The sequence below is a fragment of the Methanobrevibacter millerae genome, assembly GCF_001477655.1.
GTDB classification, from domain to species: domain Archaea; phylum Methanobacteriota; class Methanobacteria; order Methanobacteriales; family Methanobacteriaceae; genus Methanocatella; species Methanocatella millerae_A.
On sequence record NZ_CP011266.1, the window covers coordinates 2,189,798 to 2,206,931 of the forward strand.

Below are 17,134 nucleotides of genomic sequence, written 5' to 3' on the forward strand. Positions count from 1 at the left end.
TAGCAATTACTTAGAAAATTTCGAAAAAGACAAAGACAAACTATTTAATTACATGGAAAATACTAAAATCCCAAAAACAAACAATTTGATAGAAGGATTTTACAAATACACAATGGAAGAATACTATAAAAGAAGATTCATAACCTCACAAGGCATTGACATATTTTTAGACTTAAATGAAATAAAATGGTACGAAGAAGTTATATTCCAACAGGAAATAGAAATCCAAACAAACAATCTCTGGCAGAACCTACTCACAAAATACCTCAACCCATAAAATTTTCAACTTTGCCTCGTCATGTTGTTAAATATGGTTTTACAAAAAGAACGTTAGTATTTAAAGAAATTGGTAAAACTAAAGTGAAAGTTCAGAGTTATATTTGTAAACGATGTAGTAAAACATTTCAAACTGATTTAACAAGTCTTGTTGATAAAAACAGCAATTTTACGAATGAATTGAAAAGTGAATCTGAGCACTTAATTTCAGATTATTTGGGAAGCTTAAAAAATGTTTGTAAATCTTTTAAAAAGTTCTTTGGAATCACTGTTTCACATCAAACAATTGAAAATTGGCTTTTTGTTAATGAAAATATTTTAGAATTTGATTTAGATCGTTGTTCGGGATATTATGTCTTTGATGTAGAATGGTTAAAAATCAATGGAGAATGGAAATATCGTCATACACTATTAGATGCAATTTCTAATTGTATTGTAGCCGATGCAATTTATGATACAGAAGATGAAACTACTGTTAAAAAGTTTTTAAAAGAATCAACAGCAAATAAGAATAAAAAAGCAATTACTACAGATTTGGGTGGTAAATATCCTCAGATTATCCCAAAACTAGGTTTTAAACATCAATTATGTATTTTTCATGCTAAAAAAAGTTTAAATAAATAATTAAAAGTTTTTAAAGATAAATTTCATCTTTCTGAGGAAGAATTTAAAGAATGTCATCAACAATTGAAAATGATAAAAGATTTATTTGATTTAAATAATTATGATGAAGATGAAAAAGAATTGAAATCTTTAATTTTTCGTAAAGACGAATTTCATCCTGCAATTTATGAAATAATTAGAAAATCAATCACCCCAAGATATAAAAGCTTCATTTATCACTTAAAAGACAGACGAATTGAAAAAACAAGTAACAAAATTGAAAATGCCTTCCAAAAAACAATGTCAAAATCCAGAAAACGAACATTCAAGACCAAACGAGGAGTTTTAAAACGAATATATCGCAGAAATCTAATTTGGAATGACAATCGAAAAAAGGATTTTGAAAATCAACAAAGTTTTTGAAAGAGTCATTTAATCCAAATTAATATTTTTTAATTGTTCTTGTGATGCATCATTTGCTGCTTTTACATAAGCATCACATACTTTATTTACTTCACCCATCATCTTAATTTCACCATCATCAATCCAAATAGCTTTATTACATAATTCTCTTATTTGACTAACAGAATGTGAAACCAATAATACAGTAATCCCTGAATTAATTAAAGAACGGATTTTATCAGAACTTTTTCTTTGAAATTTAATATCCCCAACAGATAAAATTTCATCAATTATTAAAATATCTGGTTCAACAATAGTTGCGATTGAAAAACCAAGTTTAGCACGCATTCCAGAAGAATAAGTTTTTACATGATAATTAATTGCATCACCAAGTTCTGAAAATTCAACAATTTCATCATATTTTTCTTTAATGAAATCTTCAGAAAACCCTAAAAATGCACCATTTAAAAAAATATTTGCTTTACCCGTATAATTCATGTCAAAACCTGCACCTAATTCAAGTAAAGGTGCGATTCTACCTTTTGTTTCAATCGTTCCTTCAGTTGGATCATAAACTCTAGATAATAATTTAAGAAGAGTACTTTTTCCAGCACCATTAAATCCTATAATTCCTACACGGTCACCTCGAGGAATCTCAAAAGAAATATTTTTAAGTGCAGAAATAGTTTTAGTTTTCTCACGGTTGCGTTTAATCGTCCGTATAAAAAATTCTTTTAAAGTATCAATTTTATCTTTAGATAATTTATAATCCATAGATACATTATCCACCTTGATAACAGTTTCATTAGAATAATCTTCAACCAAATCAGATAATGCATCATCAACAGAAGATGAATCCAAATTTACATCTTCTAAAACATCATCTTGAAAAATATCTTCAGATTCCACATTCAAACTTTTTTCAAAATCAACAACATGACTAATAGAATCAGAAGAATCTTCAAAATTTTTTAAAATATCATCAGAATTAGAAATATTATTTGAATTTTCGTAAATATCCAAAGTATTCTTTAAATCATTAGTATCATCATTGAGAATTAATTTATTTTTTTTAGAATTATTATTTTGAAAATCTTTTTGTATTGAACCTGCAGATAATATTAAATTCAAATCTTGTTTTAATTGAATTTCTTCATCTTCAGGAATATCTAATTTTTTATTTTTAAGAGCATTAAAAATAAACTGAGCTTCATCATATAACTTTTCATCGACATCAAAAGAATAATTAATGCCATCCTTAGAATTTATATTTTCACCAACATCATTACCCATATTATAAGATGGATTATAATCACCAATACCATATTCATTTATGTTGTCATTTTTATCTATTTTAAACAATGATTTATTATTTTTTGAAGACATTTTAAAAACCAAACCATCATAATTCTAATAATAATTTTTTCTCATGAATTCTGAATACTAAAAATCCTACTGCAAAAAGCATAACGGAAAATATTGCTAAGTATAATAAAACAGAAATTTCTGGAAATACCCCATACATTACACAATCTCTAAAACAAATAATAGCAGCATACAATGGATTTAATGAAAAAATCATCTGAATATTAGCAGGTACAATTTCCATAGGATAAAATAATGCAGATGCATACATCAATAATAAAGTAAATATTGAATACATATGTCCAACATCAGAAAAATACGTATTAAATACTGCCAATATTAATCCAACACCAATTATCATTAAAAATAACAAAAATATTGGAATAATTGCAAAAATTGTAGTAATTTGAAATGGAGCACCAGTAATAGCCATAACCCCAAATAATATAACCAAAGATATTAAAAAATTTATAAATTCATAAGAAATTGATCCAATTGCAAACATATATCTTGGAACATAAATTTTTTTCAAAATAGATGCATTGCCCCTAATTGAATACATCGCACCTTGAGTTGCTGCAATAAAGAAATCAAAAATAACCCTACCTGATAAAAAATAAACTGGAAAATTTTTAATTTGAAATCTAAATAACACTGAAAAAATAGCTGTAAATATAAGCATTATACATAAAGGATTTATAAAACTCCAAACAACACCTAAAACTGAATCTTTATATTTGGAAGTTAAATCCCGTTTAACCAACTGTTTTAATAAAAATTTTTTTTCATTAATTGTATCAAACATATAATATACACTCTGTTAAAAGATAGTTAAAAATATTACGAAAAAAAAGTAGAAAAAAATAGAATTAAAAAAATAAATTTATTTAATTAATTCCTGACCTTTGTCGACAACAATTTTACAAGGTACAGGTAATTTCATACCTGCCCTTTTTAATGCTAATTTAGCATCTTCAAAGTTTTTCTCTTGGACATCAATAGTGATGATTTTTTGATCTTTTTTAACAATAGCTTCAACACTGATTGGTTTTCCAAAAGCATTTCTCATACCTGATTGTACCCTATCCGCACCTGCACCGGTTGCCATTGGGTTTTCCCTTACAATTTGATGAGGATATACTCTTAATTTTAAGTGGTATCCTAATCTTCCAGCTGCTCTTTGCATTAATCTGTTTGAAGCAATACGAGCTGCTTCTAAGGAGTTGTGTCTAATTTGAGCTGGTTTTTTAACAGCTAAACTGACTGAAACTGGAAATTCATCTTTTAAATTACCCATATCGTATTGCACGATTCTTGAATTTGGGGTTTTTCTAATATAATCTCTTCTTGTATAAGCACGAACCATAATAAATTCCTCCAAAATAAAAATTATATAATAAATAGAATACTTAAATTTATAATTTTAATCATTAATAAATGTTATCATATTTAATAAATTTTGTATAAAATTTTTATGAAATTAAAAAATTTAACTAAAAATTAATAAATGAAAATTTTAAATTAATTAATATGAGAAACTATATAGCAATCTTTTATTTATTCATAACTTTTTTTATTTTAATAATTTTAATGACAATTTATGGAATAAAAAATAGAAAATAAATTATATTAACTAACAGTACAAAAATAATATCAATGAAAGTTAAAAGCAAAATCGAATTGAAATTTAAGACATCAAAAGATGCTGAAATCATATATAATACCCTCGAAGTTGACAATGAAAACTTTTTAGATTCCAAAATAGAAAACAACACAATAACCTATGAAATAAACAATGAATCATTGACCACCACATTAGCAACAATTGATGATTTGATAGCTTGTGAAATTTTATCTGAAAAAATCACATCAATTGAAAAATAACTTTTTTAAAAAGACCATTCCTAGAAACTTAATATATTTTTGGATGAAATTTTTCATCATAATTGTTTTTTAATAACATTGTTATATTATTTTTGTATGGATAATTGATTTTTCGTAAGTTTTTTATATTATTTGAGAACAAAAAATTAAACAAGATTTAAAAACTCACTAATTTTCTTTGATGTTTAATTTTGGATTAGTGTGTTTTTTTCTTGTTTCCTGGATGTTTGTTATTAACATCCGGGGTTTTTCGTTCTTTTTCATCTTGATGTTCTTCGTATTGTGTTAGTTCTTTGGATGCTTCTTTTATTATAAAATCGATTATTTCTTCTCTTTTTGTTCTCGATTCAAATAGTATGTCAAAGAAGAATAAATAGATATTTCCTGTTATTTTTGCGAAATTCGACTGATAAATTATTTTTTTATCTTTATTTCTGGGTGTTCTTGTTATATTGTTTTCTGCGTGGTTTTTTATGGTTATTGCTAGGTTATAAATGAATATGTGTGCGTAAAAATCTTGTTCGATTATTGGTCTTCGTATTCCGCTGAAATCTTCGATTTCTATTAAATTTTTTAGTCTATCGAATCCTGTTTCTACTGTCCATCTTTTTGCATATAATTCTTTTAAATCTTCTGTTGAGAATTCTTCGGGTGTTAAATTTGTTGCTAGTATTTCTGGTTCTTTATTTCCAATATCTATTATTGCTATTCTTATTTCTAGTCGTCCCATTTTTCTTGCTTTTTCTTTTAAATTTTAATCGTTAAAATTGTTTAATCTATTGTTTGTCATGTTGATTTGTATTATTTCATCATTGGTTTTCATTTGTTTAATTTGATGTGCAAATACGTTTTTTGGTAGTCTTATTAAAAATTTTGAGTTCAAATCAATGTTTTTAGTCATTAATTCGATTGATGGATAACCTCGGTCATAAATTGTAATTAATTTTGTGATGTCAAATCTTTGTTTTAAGTTATTTAAATGTTCTATTGCTAAATTAATTTCATTTACTATTGTTTCAACTATTTTTACAGTTAAAATATGTTTGGAATGCACATCTAATACGCATGAAACTCTTGCACGAATTCTTTTTTCTTTTAACAAGTTTTCATCACCAACAGGAAATTCTTCACGCGTTAAAGTAACATTTGGAAGATCAACAATACTTTCATCACAAGCACTAACAATATATCCTTTAAATTTTGAAAATCCCAGAAATTTATTATATAATTCATCAATAAAACATTCACACATGTCAATAAAAACTTTAGGGTCAATAAACATTTTCTGTTTTCCAATTCCCTGGCTAGAAATCGTTTTAAAATCTTTCTTCAACCACCTATTAAAAAATCTAATAGTTTCAATATAACTAGTACAGCTCCTTTGGGAAAGAATAAATGCATTATATTCTTTTTTAGTCATTTTTCTACCCCTAATAAATCGATTATCTTCAGTAATATATCTTTTTGATATAAAACACTCAAAAAATCGAAAAAATTTTTGATAAACCTATCAAAAGAATACATAAAATAATCCCCCAATCTACTAAATTCATAATCAAAAAACTTTAATTACATATATAATTATATATGACTAATAATATTTAAAATAAACTATTAATAATTATTAAAATAAGATATAAGTAAATTAAAAGTAATTAAACAAGTATTAAAATAAATAATGATTGATTTAATTAAAATAAATAAAAATTAGATGTTTTAAATATTGAAAACATAGTTAAAAATAAGTTAAATCCTTAAGTTTCTAGGAATGATATCTAATAAATATTGCATAAAATTTTCATAAAATTAAAAAATAAATTTATTAACCAACAGCATAAAAATAATATCAATGAAAGTGAAAAGCAAAATCGAACTGAAATTTAAAACACAAAAAGATGCTGAAATCATCTACAAAACTCTTGAAGTTGACAATGAAAACTTTTTAGATTCAAAATTAGAAAATGACACCATCACATACACCATAGACAATGAATCTTTAACAACAACTCTTGCAACCATTGATGATTTGATTGCATGTGAAATATTATCCGAAAAAATCACTTCAATTAAATAATCTTTCTACATTATCTATGACAACAATATTATCAAAACGATCAATAAAATAACTTTAATCATCATAGCGATTACAATAAAATTCGTGGTTTAATGAGAAGCAATATCATTCAATCCACCATATTTCATTGTAATCAACTTTATCAAATTTTTAGCTTGATTTTTGTTTTTGAAAAATTTTATGCTTAATATGAAATATCATATTAATTTTTCTTTTATCCACATTTTCAATAGTGTTTGCTAGTTCTATGCATTTTTAAGCTAAATATATATTGAGTTTTTTGATGACAACAATTGCAAAAACATCAAATTAAGTCATTTTTATTCAATTTTACATTATTTGAAAGGATATCTAATATTTAATCCCCATCCTAATTATTTAGAGAAACTATATCACTTAAATGAATTATTTTCATCCAATAGGAACTTATAGCATTTTTAATTTCATGCCCACATACAACATAGAGAGAAACATATGCATTATATTTACTGCTTAATGAATATGCATAGAATGCAAATCTTACTAAATCATCATAAATTAGTCTTGAGTGTGAAATTCAAAAAATGATTTTTACTTTTTTAAAAAACCATATCTCGATTATAGCTGGAAGGTTCAATTTGCACACTTTAACAAGGGATATGTGCAACAACATTTATGCATGATAATTTTTTTTACAATGATTTTCCATAATCCTCAAAGGATTTTTTCCAATATTTATCCATATATTTTTAAAGGTATAATATCACTTTTTACTATTGAATACTATTAAATTTAAAAATAAAAATAAATAAATTATTTGTTATAAATAAAAAGAATTTTAATTTTTTAAATTAAAAAATAAATCCATAAAATATTATTTTACAAAAGCAATACTTACCTCATCAAAGACAAACATTATATAATTTAAAATAAAAATATTAATAATATATTAATTCATTGAGAGTGTAATATTATGGAATGTTATTATCATCCAAGTAGAGAAAGTGCAGATGTATGCGCTATTTGCGGTAAATCCATTTGTAAGGAATGTGGTTTGGAAATAGCCGGTAAAGTTTATTGTAAAGATTGTTTAGAAAAGATTGTAGGTCTCAGCATGGACAATGCTCCTAAACAAGAGCCTACCCCGGAACCTGCTCCGGAACCTGTCAGACTTGAAAAACCGGAATCACCTGAAAGCAAAATTGAAATGGCAAATCTGACCAGACAGCCTGAAGAAGTTCAGTTTTCCAATCAAAAGATAGCTGATGATTCCCCATACAAAATTAATGACAACATTCAATATGAGGGCAATGTTGAATCCACATATGATGACAACTATCAACCTAAAGTTTCTCTTCATGAGGCAATTGAAAGCAATCAAGTTCCAAAAGAACCCGTTCAGGACGTAAGACAGGAATATGTGCAGCAGGAACCTGTTTTAGGTGCAAGACAGGAATATGTCCAACAAGACACTATGATGCAGGAAGTTGTCCGCCAGCCTGCAAGCCAGGCAAGAAATGAGTATGATTATGTCCAACAACGTCCACAGGCTCCTCCGTCTGATGACTACATTTATCCGGATCATTCATATCAGCCTAAAGAGACTACAGCAAGACAAGCTGTTGAAGACAAGTATGAAAGATATTTGGATGACTTGTATTTCGATGAAGAGGAAGTTCCATTGAATGAACAGTTAGCTCGCGATGAAGCTCAATACGGTTCCCTGACCAGACACGAATATCAACCAAGAAACACTCATCAGGAAAGACAAGCTGCTGATGATGATTTAGACAGAAGAATTCGTGAAGAATTAGCTAGAAGAGAACAAAGCAAAGGTAAAGGCAAATCACACAGAGGAGAATCATTCCACAATATTAACTATGAGCAAGAAAAAGAACCATACAGCGCTCTCGATATTGTCTTAACAATAATATTGATAATTGTAATCCTAATCGTATTGTTCTACATATTATACCTATTCAAATTAAGCGCAACATATCCAACATTCATCGATGCGATTTATGGCCTTAGAAACCCCGGTTTACTAATCAATACTTTAACTCACTGAGATACATTCTCAGTGTTTACTTTCTCTTTGAATAACTCCAAAACCTCATCATTTTTATATTTTAATATTCTTATTTGGGACGGATATTTGTCAATAAAATCAGACATGTCTTTTTTTGTTATCGGATTTTCCAATATGCTTAAAATCCTTTCCTTAAAATGTGTTGAAAATCCTTGGGGAATTGCATCCATAACATCTTCTACAGTGTCAAATGTTTTTTTAGATTCTATCTGTGAAGCCAGTTTTTCATTAAGCATATTTAAAGAGCCCAAATCCATGTTATTTGCATTATCCACTATCTTATCTTCCAGACGCTTTCCAAAAATGATTGAGTCCTTATCCTTTTTTAGGACATCTATTGTCTTTTGGGGCATCATGTCAGCCACATCATCAAATTTTCCGCTCATTACTGCTTCACGTATCCGTGTGCCGCTTACGCCTTCAATTCTTTCAACAAATATAAATTTATTAGTGTAGTCAAATCCTATTTTTGACAAAGAATTGGCAAATGAGGTTATTACATAGTTGTCTTCCTTTAATTTATCCTTAAGTAAAATCTCACCGGTTGTCTTGTCAACAATTTTATATGGCTTTGGTGCTATGTGATGGCCCTGGTTGATTCTTTTCATGATTTCATCGAATCCTTCTACTGGATTGTATCCGCGGGGAATAAAATCAGTGTTCAGTGCCTTGAACATCTTACACAGACATAGAGAATATTGGCCTGATCCCATAAGTCCCATCGGAGGACCTTCAACTACAATGTCTGCCCCAAGTGAAACTGCAATTTCCGCTCTTTTTTGGCGAGGCAATATATATGGGATACCTCTCCCACTTCTTTCAAATAGTCCAGGCACAATAGCTACGAAAAGTGAGTCCTTAACCTTGGACCTTGCCGTTTTCATGCAATGATAATGACCGTTATGTAAAGGATTGTACTCTGTAAAATCGGCCACCAGTTTGACATCAGATGTGGCCTGGGAAGTTTTTTCCTCAATGTCCAAATACTCATAAAACAAATCCGTATCCCTTTTTGAAATTTCACTTAAAAGACTCATGATAGAAAATATAAAAGTCAAGATATTTAAATAATTACTTATAATTTCCAAACAATAAAACAAACCTTAATCAGATTTTTTAAATAATATTACTGATTGATTACAATTTTACTAGCTAATGCCAATATTGCTTTTTAAAAAAGCCAAATTTTATATTATGTCTCTATTATAACTATATTTATGGTTGTTAAAGTTTTTATCAGTAGTAATCAAACAGAATTTTCTGAAGAAAGAAAATTTCTTTATGATGAATTAAATAAAGATTCATTTTTTAATGAAACAATTAAATTATATGTATTTGAAGAAGATAAAGCAAGCTCATTACCATCTGATGAAGTATTTATTAATGAAATTGAGCAATCAGACATCTATATTGGATTAATTGGCCAACATTACGGAAATATCTATAAAGATTGAATTTCAGCAACAGAATATGAATATAATGTATATACTTCCAAAAAACATGATGATTATTTCTTTATTTATAAATGTGATACTAGAGATGAAAAATCACAAGCATTTCTTGATAGAATCAGACCATTAAACAAATATAAAAACTTTACAACTAAAGAAGAATTACTAAATGAAGTAAAAAAAGTTATTAAAGAATTTATTAATAATAAATTAGAAAGTACTGATTTCGATAGTGAAATTTTAATGGAATCAACAATTGATGATGTTGATAATGAAGCATTAGAATTATTCAAAAATGTTTTAGAAGATTCTAAAATAAAAGAATTGTTTGATGTTCGTGAATTAGATAAAATTTTAGAATATATTGGTGCTGGCAAAATTGATTATAATGATACATTTCATTTAAATAAAGCAGGAGCTTTATTTTTTGCAAAAGACATTACTAAATTTGATATTGAACATGAAATTAAAATGGTAAGGTTCAATGGAATTGAACCAGTCGATATCATTGATAAATTATTTTCATACAAATCATTTTTCAAATTAATTGAAGATTTTAATAATTTTTTTGATAGAAATACACGTTTAGGCGGTACAGTTAAAGGTTGGAAAAAAGTTTCCATACCCGAGTATCCTATTGAAGCTGTTCGTGAAGCATTTATTAATGCAATTGCCCATAGAGATTATACATTAACTGATGGATGTATCACTTTTTATATTTATGATGACCGCATTGAAATTGTTAGTCCTGGAAAATTACCTTTCCCTTTAACTGTTGAAAAATTAGGTATTGATATTGTTCCAAGACATAGAAACAAGAAAATTTGTAGAATACTTGAAAAAACAAAGTATATGGAGCATATTGGTACTGGAATAACTAGAATGAGACATGAAATGCATGAATTCAATTTACCCGAACCCGAATTTATAAATGAACATTATTTTAAAGTCATTCTTAGAGGTCCTAACGGTAAGTTAATACTTCCTAAAAATATAAAACAACATATTAAATCCAATTATTTAAATTTAAATAATCGCCAAATAACTGCATTAGAGAAAATGTTTAGTGAAAATATTAATTTTTCACATAAAAGCTATTCGGAATTTTTTGATATTTCTTCGACCACCAGTAAAAGAGATTTATCAGAATTATTAGAAAAAGAATTAATATATAGAAAGAAAATTAAAAATTCATATTGTTATTTCATATAGTCCATAATTATGGACTGTTATTTTTTATTTATTTAAATTAAATATTCCTTAAATTAAAGAAAATAATCAGTACCAAATTATTAAAATTATGAATCATATTTATAATTAAAATATAAGGTAAAATAAAAGTCCATTTTTCATAATTTTAAATTCCAAATATTATTCGTTTATTTTCATTTTTAATCACTAAAATTAATTATTGAATTATAGCACAAAACAAAAGTCCACAAAAATGGACTGATGTTTTTCATACAATTTAATCAAAAAAGTGATTAATTAAAATTAATCCTCACCTATCATATAATCAAATTATGCATCGCATTTTCAACTAAAATCTTGGATGGAATTAAAGTCCAATTAAACATCATCCATTCTACTAACAACATATTTCATTAAAAATAAAAAGTAATATTTATAATAAGCAATAATTAATTAATATGTTAGATTTAGTAATTAAAAACTCCAAATTAATTGGAAAGAACGGCGAGTATAACATCGGCGTCGATGAGGGAAAAATCAAAGAAATCACCAAAGAAAATCTTAAGGCAGATAATGTGATTGATATAAAATCAAATTATCTTCTTTCAGGTTTTATCGATCCGCATGTTCACTTTAGAGATCCGGGACTGACCGCAAAGGAAAACTTTAAGACAGGAAGCCTTGCAGCAGCACATGGAGGATTTGCTACTGTTATTGACATGCCGAACACATTGCCTAAAACAAATACATACAAAGCCCTTAAAGAAAAAATGGATATCGCATCCAAGAAGTCATGCGTCAACTTCTACCTGCAGGCTGGACATAACGATTTGGATGAAATGTGCAGGATGATGGAATTGAATCCAATATCATTTAAGGTATTCATGGATTTGGAAACAGATGAAAGTCTGGAAGAAATTTTCTCTAATTTAGGACAATTAAAAGATAACACATCATATAACGGGCTTGTAGCAACACACTGTGAAAAAAGAAGCATTGTAAGTGAAAAGACCGAAGAGCTTAAAGACTCAAATGACCCAATTGACTATTCTTATGCCAGACCATATACATCTGAAGATGAATCAGTGAAACAAACTATTGAGCTTGCAAGCAAAAACAATTTACGATTGCATATTTGTCACTTATCAAGTAAAAATGCATTAAATATTGCTCGTAAAAACAATATAAGTTATGAGTTTACACCTCACCACCTACTGCTTGACAACAGTGCATTCAATACCTACGGCACAATGGTCAAGACCAACCCTCCGCTAAGGCCTGAGGACAAAAGGGTGAAAATTTCAGACATCGATGAAAATTCAATAATCGGAACCGATCATGCACCACACACATTGGATGAAAAACAAAAAGGAGTGTTTACATCATCCCCGGGAATTCCATCACTTGAAACTGTGGTGAGCCTGCTTTTAACGGAAGTCAATAAAGGAAATCTTGACTTAAACCTTATTGAAAGGATATTTTCAACAAATGCTGCGAAGGTATTTGACCTGAAAACAAAAGGAGAAATTGCTGTTGGAAAGGATGCTGACTTTACTGTTCTTGACTTGAACCGTGAAGGGAAGTTCGACATTACAACATTCCAGACAAAAGCGGAATACTCACCATTTGACGGATGGGAATATAAAGGCGCTCCAGTCATGACAATAGTGGCAGGAAAAGTTGTCTTTGATAATGTTTAAACGCTTTTTAAAAACCTTATGATTAACCTCACCATATTATATTTAATTATGAATATTTCAGAAACTTATTTTATAAGATAAATTTTTACAAAAATAATGAAAAACTTATCTTATAGAATAAATTTATATTATAAAAAAGACAGAGCGTGAAATATAGATGTGTGCTTATGGTAAAGAGAAATTTATATATGGAAAGGATATTGAGATTAATTGATTTAGATGTAATTAAAATAATTACTGGAATAAGAAGATGTGGAAAATCTTATTTCTTAGATTTATTTATCAATGAATTAAAAAATAAAAACATTAAAGATGAAAACATAATCCATATAGATTTAGAACATCCGAAATATAATTATATTGAAAAAAGAAATGAACTGGATGAAATTTTAATCCCAAAACTTGAAGAAAACAATCAAAAAAATATTTGATAATAGATGAGATTCAAAATATTTCAGAATGGGAAAAAAGCATTAACGGATACTATAAAGCATACAATATAGACATATACATTACAGGATCTAACTCAAAACTATTATCAAAGGAATTAGCCACATTATTAACCGGAAGATATACAAAAATCAAAATGTATCCTTTTTCATTTAAAGAATTTTTGGATTATAAAAAAGAACTGAAGCATGAAATATTATTTAAAAATAAATTAAAAACAGATATTGAAAATTTATTTGATGAATATTTAGAATATGGGGGATTACCTTTAGCCATATCAGCAGACATTAAAGATAAGCAGGCAATTCTTCAAGATTTATATTCCTCAATATTTTTGCATGACATTATAGAAAGATATCAGATTAGAAATATTGGATTGTTAAATAGAATCACAAAATATCTTATAGAAAATACAGGAAATTTAATTTCTGCCAATTCAATTTATAAACATTTAAAACAGGAAAAACTGTCAATCACACCAAATACCATATACAATTATTTAGAATATTTGGAAAAAAGTTATTTCATATCAAAAGTAACACGAGAAGATGCCATTGGACTAAAGGAAATAAATAATTCTGAGAAATATTATCTGATAGATTCAGGGTTTTATAAATCTAATCTTGAAGAAAAACAACAAAAGAAAGGAAAACTTTTGGAAAACATTGTTTATCTGGAACTATTAAGGCTTAACTATAAGATTACAATAGGAAGAATAAAAGATTATGAAATAGATTTCATCATAAGAAAAAATAACAAAAAAGCGTATATTCAAGTTTCTTATGAAATAAAAAATGATGAAACACGAAAAAGAGAAATTAGACCATTGCTTAAACTAAAAGACAATTATCCGAAATATATAATAACAACAGATCGTGAAGATTACTCCCAAGACGGAATAATAAATATGAATGTAATAGAATTTTTAAAAGAATCTGAAAATATTATTTAGAAAAAAAGAAAATAAATAGGTGTTAAAACACCTATTTGTAACAAAGTGCATCTGCCGGACATGCTTCAATACATTGACCACATAAGGTACAGAATCCTGCAATTGGTAATTTAGGATTGTCTGTTTTGTGGAGCATGTCGTAAGGACAAGCACTGATACAGTCACCGCATGCATCACATTTGGATGGGTTGAATTCGATTCTGTCTCTGAGGACAGGTTCACCATCGATGGTTACTTCAATAGATCCAATGTTTAATGCGTTGTTTGAACAAACTGAAGCACAAGCTCCACATCTAATACAACTTGCAAAAGATGGATCTCCGCCAGTTTCTTCTAAGGATGGGCAACACATACCTGTTTTTGTTACAACACGAATAGCTTCTGTTGGACATTTGTTAGCACATGCACCAATAAAGTCACATTTTTCAACGTCACGGCCAATTCCTTCAGCATCCACAGGTGCACCTTCACCCCATTCAACATCAATTTCTAATGCGTCAACAGGACAGAGGTTTACACATAAGCTACATGCAGCACATACTTCCGGAATTTGAACAGTTAAATCTCCGCTGTTTGGTTTAATAAAGTCACCAGGACAAGCTTCGATACAAGTGTTACAACCGATACATTTTGAAGCAGCGAAATTGAAAGATTTGATTTCTTTTTCACGTTTAACAGGTTTTTTCTCGGAGATGAAGATTGCATTCCAAGGACAAGTTTGTGAACATAAACCACATCTGATACATTTGTCGTCATCGACAGTAATAGGAGTTCCGTATTCATCGAGGGAAATTGCGCCTACAGGACATGGTTCTACACAAGTTCCACATCCAACACAATCTGCGATGTAAACAGGTCCTTTACCGGATAAGTCTAAATCGTATTCTTTAGGTTCAACAACACCAGGAATTCCAATTACATCTACTGGGCAAATGTCAACACATTTTTGACACATTACACAGAAACCTTTTACTTCTTTTAATTTTTCTTCAGTAACAACAATTGTTTCTTGTGGACAGACTTCTTCACATTTACCACAGGAATCACATAAGATGGAGTTGAATACTAATCTTGCTTGTTCAATACCTTCAGCAATTTCGTAGTCTTCCACTTTAAGTGCACCATTTGGACAAACATCAGCACATTTTGGTTCGCCGCCACAAGTGTCACAGTGAATAATTGTAGTAGGTGTTAATTCAATAGCTGATGTAGGACATGTACCTTCACATGCACCACATTTAATACAGCCATCATCGTTAATTATAATCATTTACAAAAACCCCCTTAAATCTAGAATTTTTTAATGAGGTTTCCTTCACTGTCTACAATATTTACTTCAGCTAATCTCATTTGACTGTCCATGGTGTGAGTAGCACAGGATAAACATGGGTCGTATGCTCTGATAACCATTTCCATTAAGTTGAAGATTTCGTCGCCAACTTCCATACCTGGTTTGATGTAGTCTTGAGCTACTTTGTGAATACCCATTTCCATAGCAGGGTTGTTTTGGATAGTAGCTACAACAATGTTAGCTTTAGTGGTTAATCCATTGTCATCAGATTCGTAATGGTGGATTAAAGTACCACGAGGAGCTTCTACAATACCTACACCTTTACCTTCGGTTCTTTCTAATTCATCAGGGAATTTTTGACCAGATAAATCTTCTTCTAATGCGTTAGCAGCACATTCAGCAGATGCTAATAATTCAATGAGTCTAGCATAGTTGAATAATAATGGTGCTTGAGCATATCCGAAAGCATCACGGAAGTCTTTAAGAGCAGCTTGAGCTAATGGAGCTTCATCTGGCATTTTGTCACAAACGTTGATCCTAGATAATGGAGCAACTCTGTAAATACCTTCTGGGTATCCCATTTCTTTAATGTAAGGGAATTTTAACCAGGAGTAAGGTTTTACATGTTCTGCAACAATGTCAGTGTATTCTTCGTTACGGTATTCGAAGAGGTCACTTCCATCTTTGTCTTTGAATCTTACGTTACCGTTATATACATCCCAAGTTCCATCAGGTTTTACGAGACCACAGTGTCTGGTGTCACCGAAGTTACCTAAAGAAGAGATTAAGTCGATGTTTTCTTCAAATACAGGGAGAGCTAAGTCTAAAGTAGCTTGTGCTAATTCAACGTTGGTTTTTGCTCTTTGTAATAAGTCTTTTTGAGTTTCATCGTCTAATTCAGTTGAGATACCACCAGGAGTGGATGAAGTTGGGTGAATAGGACGACCACCGATTTTTCTAACGATTTCTAAACCGTTTCTTCTTATGTTAATAGCTTGAAGTGCTACTTCAGGCATATCTTTAATAACTTGGAAAACATTTCTAGTTTTTCTGGTTCCGTTAGGAATGATTAAATCCGGTGCTGCTAAGAAGTAGAAGTGAAGTGCGTGGGAGTGCATGTATGATCCCCAGTTCATAATTTCTCTCATTCTGTATGCAGTAGGTAAGATTTCATAATCATCGAAACCGAAAATTTGGTCAACTGCTTTTGCAGCTGCTAAGTGGTGTTGTACATCACAAATACCACAGATACGAGGTACGATCCTTGCTAATTCTTCAACAGGACGACCTTGTAAGAATTTTTCGAATCCTCTGAATTCCATAACATGTAATCTTGTTTCTTCAACATTTCCAGCATCGTCAAGGTGGACAGTAATTTTTGCGTGTCCTTCAATACGAGTAACAGGTTCCATAGTAAGTTTAACCAT

General features: G+C 29.1%; 16 protein-coding genes and 1 pseudogene. 10 read left to right on the forward strand and 7 right to left on the reverse strand.

Features of this window, described 5'->3' with window-relative positions:
• The first annotated feature begins 186 nt into the window (after window positions 1-186).
• Entirely contained in the window at window positions 187-900 is a 714-nt protein-coding gene (locus SM9_RS12430; RefSeq protein WP_232299124.1) for a hypothetical protein, read from the forward strand.
• A 69-nt stretch (window positions 901-969) separates the two neighbouring features.
• Complete coding sequence (locus SM9_RS09840) at window positions 970-1,302, forward strand: hypothetical protein (RefSeq protein ID WP_058739972.1); 333 nt, start codon at window positions 970-972, stop codon at window positions 1,300-1,302.
• A gap of 9 nt (window positions 1,303-1,311) precedes the next feature.
• On the opposite strand, the gene SM9_RS11785 is transcribed toward SM9_RS09840, so the two are convergent.
• The 3 genes from SM9_RS11785 to rplJ all read right to left on the reverse strand — a co-directional run bounded on the left by SM9_RS11785 (window position 1,312) and on the right by rplJ (window position 4,012).
• The gene (locus tag SM9_RS11785; protein WP_232299125.1) at window positions 1,312-2,667 is read right to left on the reverse strand and encodes an ABC transporter ATP-binding protein; all 1,356 of its coding nucleotides are present in this window, start codon (window positions 2,665-2,667) and stop codon (window positions 1,312-1,314) included.
• 16 nt (window positions 2,668-2,683) lie between these two features.
• Window positions 2,684-3,451, reverse strand: coding sequence for an ABC transporter permease (locus tag SM9_RS09850; protein ID WP_058739973.1), 768 nt, complete (start codon window positions 3,449-3,451; stop codon window positions 2,684-2,686).
• A gap of 78 nt (window positions 3,452-3,529) precedes the next feature.
• Window positions 3,530-4,012 carry a 50S ribosomal protein L16 gene (gene rplJ, locus SM9_RS09855; protein WP_058739974.1) on the reverse strand — a complete coding sequence of 161 codons (483 nt, stop codon included), beginning with the start codon at window positions 4,010-4,012 and terminating at the stop codon, window positions 3,530-3,532.
• A gap of 290 nt (window positions 4,013-4,302) precedes the next feature.
• Here rplJ and SM9_RS09860 point away from each other — a divergent pair, with 290 nt between their 5' ends.
• Complete coding sequence (locus SM9_RS09860; RefSeq protein ID WP_058739975.1) at window positions 4,303-4,530, forward strand: KEOPS complex subunit Pcc1; 228 nt, start codon at window positions 4,303-4,305, stop codon at window positions 4,528-4,530.
• Between the two features lie 196 nt (window positions 4,531-4,726).
• Here the strand turns inward: SM9_RS09860 and SM9_RS12555 are convergent.
• A pseudogene (locus SM9_RS12555) lies at window positions 4,727-5,950 on the reverse strand (IS4 family transposase).
• Window positions 5,951-6,379: 429 nt separating this feature from the next.
• Here SM9_RS12555 and SM9_RS09875 point away from each other — a divergent pair.
• Together SM9_RS09875 and SM9_RS09880 are read left to right on the forward strand one after the other, a co-directional pair.
• On the forward strand, window positions 6,380-6,604 hold the full coding sequence (locus SM9_RS09875) for a KEOPS complex subunit Pcc1 (protein ID WP_058739978.1): 225 nt from the start codon (window positions 6,380-6,382) through the stop codon (window positions 6,602-6,604).
• A gap of 952 nt (window positions 6,605-7,556) precedes the next feature.
• Window positions 7,557-8,651, forward strand: a complete 1,095-nt coding sequence (locus SM9_RS09880; RefSeq protein WP_058739979.1) for an LIM domain-containing protein — start codon at window positions 7,557-7,559, stop codon at window positions 8,649-8,651.
• Here SM9_RS09880 and SM9_RS09885 read toward each other — a convergent pair.
• A complete protein-coding gene (locus tag SM9_RS09885) occupies window positions 8,645-9,709 on the reverse strand; it encodes a nucleotidyltransferase family protein (RefSeq protein WP_058739980.1) in 1,065 nt (354 codons plus the stop codon). The genes SM9_RS09880 and SM9_RS09885 overlap by 7 nt on opposite strands.
• A 180-nt stretch (window positions 9,710-9,889) precedes the next feature.
• Between SM9_RS09885 and SM9_RS09890 the strand changes: the two genes are divergently transcribed.
• The 5 genes from SM9_RS09890 to SM9_RS09905 all read left to right on the forward strand — a co-directional run bounded on the left by SM9_RS09890 (window position 9,890) and on the right by SM9_RS09905 (window position 14,416).
• Entirely contained in the window at window positions 9,890-10,126 is a 237-nt protein-coding gene (locus tag SM9_RS09890; protein ID WP_058739981.1) for a DUF4062 domain-containing protein, read from the forward strand.
• 240 nt (window positions 10,127-10,366) lie between these two features.
• Complete coding sequence (locus tag SM9_RS09895) at window positions 10,367-11,335, forward strand: ATP-binding protein (RefSeq protein WP_083495898.1); 969 nt, start codon at window positions 10,367-10,369, stop codon at window positions 11,333-11,335.
• A gap of 437 nt (window positions 11,336-11,772) precedes the next feature.
• Window positions 11,773-13,014, forward strand: a complete 1,242-nt coding sequence (locus SM9_RS09900; RefSeq protein ID WP_058739982.1) for a dihydroorotase — start codon at window positions 11,773-11,775, stop codon at window positions 13,012-13,014.
• Window positions 13,015-13,181: 167 nt separating this feature from the next.
• On the forward strand, window positions 13,182-13,445 hold the full coding sequence (locus tag SM9_RS12435; RefSeq protein ID WP_269744786.1) for an AAA family ATPase: 264 nt from the start codon (window positions 13,182-13,184) through the stop codon (window positions 13,443-13,445).
• Window positions 13,442-14,416, forward strand: a complete 975-nt coding sequence (locus tag SM9_RS09905; RefSeq protein WP_269744787.1) for an ATP-binding protein — start codon at window positions 13,442-13,444, stop codon at window positions 14,414-14,416. Before SM9_RS12435 ends, SM9_RS09905 begins: the two co-directional genes overlap by 4 nt.
• Before the next feature lie 31 nt (window positions 14,417-14,447).
• Here the strand turns inward: SM9_RS09905 and SM9_RS09910 are convergent, their stop codons facing one another.
• The gene (locus SM9_RS09910) at window positions 14,448-15,686 is read right to left on the reverse strand and encodes a 4Fe-4S binding protein (protein ID WP_058739983.1); all 1,239 of its coding nucleotides are present in this window, start codon (window positions 15,684-15,686) and stop codon (window positions 14,448-14,450) included.
• A gap of 20 nt (window positions 15,687-15,706) precedes the next feature.
• Window positions 15,707-17,134, reverse strand: a complete 1,428-nt coding sequence (locus SM9_RS09915) for a Ni/Fe hydrogenase subunit alpha (protein WP_058739984.1) — start codon at window positions 17,132-17,134, stop codon at window positions 15,707-15,709.

Excerpts from the sequence above, each read along its gene's own strand:
- SM9_RS09885 (WP_058739980.1), bottom strand. The coding sequence starts at position 9,709 with ATGAGTCTTTTAAGTGAAATTTCAAAAAGGGATACGGATTTGTTTTAT.
- SM9_RS09890 (WP_058739981.1), top strand. The coding sequence starts at position 9,890 with ATGGTTGTTAAAGTTTTTATCAGTAGTAATCAAACAGAATTTTCTGAA.
- rplJ (WP_058739974.1), bottom strand. The coding sequence starts at position 4,012 with ATGGTTCGTGCTTATACAAGAAGAGATTATATTAGAAAAACCCCAAAT.
- SM9_RS12435 (WP_269744786.1), top strand. The coding sequence starts at position 13,182 with ATGGTAAAGAGAAATTTATATATGGAAAGGATATTGAGATTAATTGAT.
- SM9_RS09915 (WP_058739984.1), bottom strand. The coding sequence starts at position 17,134 with ATGGTTAAACTTACTATGGAACCTGTTACTCGTATTGAAGGACACGCA.
- SM9_RS11785 (WP_232299125.1), bottom strand. The coding sequence starts at position 2,667 with ATGTCTTCAAAAAATAATAAATCATTGTTTAAAATAGATAAAAATGAC.
- SM9_RS09910 (WP_058739983.1), bottom strand. The coding sequence starts at position 15,686 with ATGATTATAATTAACGATGATGGCTGTATTAAATGTGGTGCATGTGAA.
- SM9_RS09860 (WP_058739975.1), top strand. The coding sequence starts at position 4,303 with ATGAAAGTTAAAAGCAAAATCGAATTGAAATTTAAGACATCAAAAGAT.
- SM9_RS09895 (WP_083495898.1), top strand. The coding sequence starts at position 10,367 with ATGGAATCAACAATTGATGATGTTGATAATGAAGCATTAGAATTATTC.
- SM9_RS09875 (WP_058739978.1), top strand. The coding sequence starts at position 6,380 with ATGAAAGTGAAAAGCAAAATCGAACTGAAATTTAAAACACAAAAAGAT.
- SM9_RS09900 (WP_058739982.1), top strand. The coding sequence starts at position 11,773 with ATGTTAGATTTAGTAATTAAAAACTCCAAATTAATTGGAAAGAACGGC.
- SM9_RS09880 (WP_058739979.1), top strand. The coding sequence starts at position 7,557 with ATGGAATGTTATTATCATCCAAGTAGAGAAAGTGCAGATGTATGCGCT.
- SM9_RS12430 (WP_232299124.1), top strand. The coding sequence starts at position 187 with ATGGTACGAAGAAGTTATATTCCAACAGGAAATAGAAATCCAAACAAA.
- SM9_RS09840 (WP_058739972.1), top strand. The coding sequence starts at position 970 with ATGATAAAAGATTTATTTGATTTAAATAATTATGATGAAGATGAAAAA.
- SM9_RS09850 (WP_058739973.1), bottom strand. The coding sequence starts at position 3,451 with ATGTTTGATACAATTAATGAAAAAAAATTTTTATTAAAACAGTTGGTT.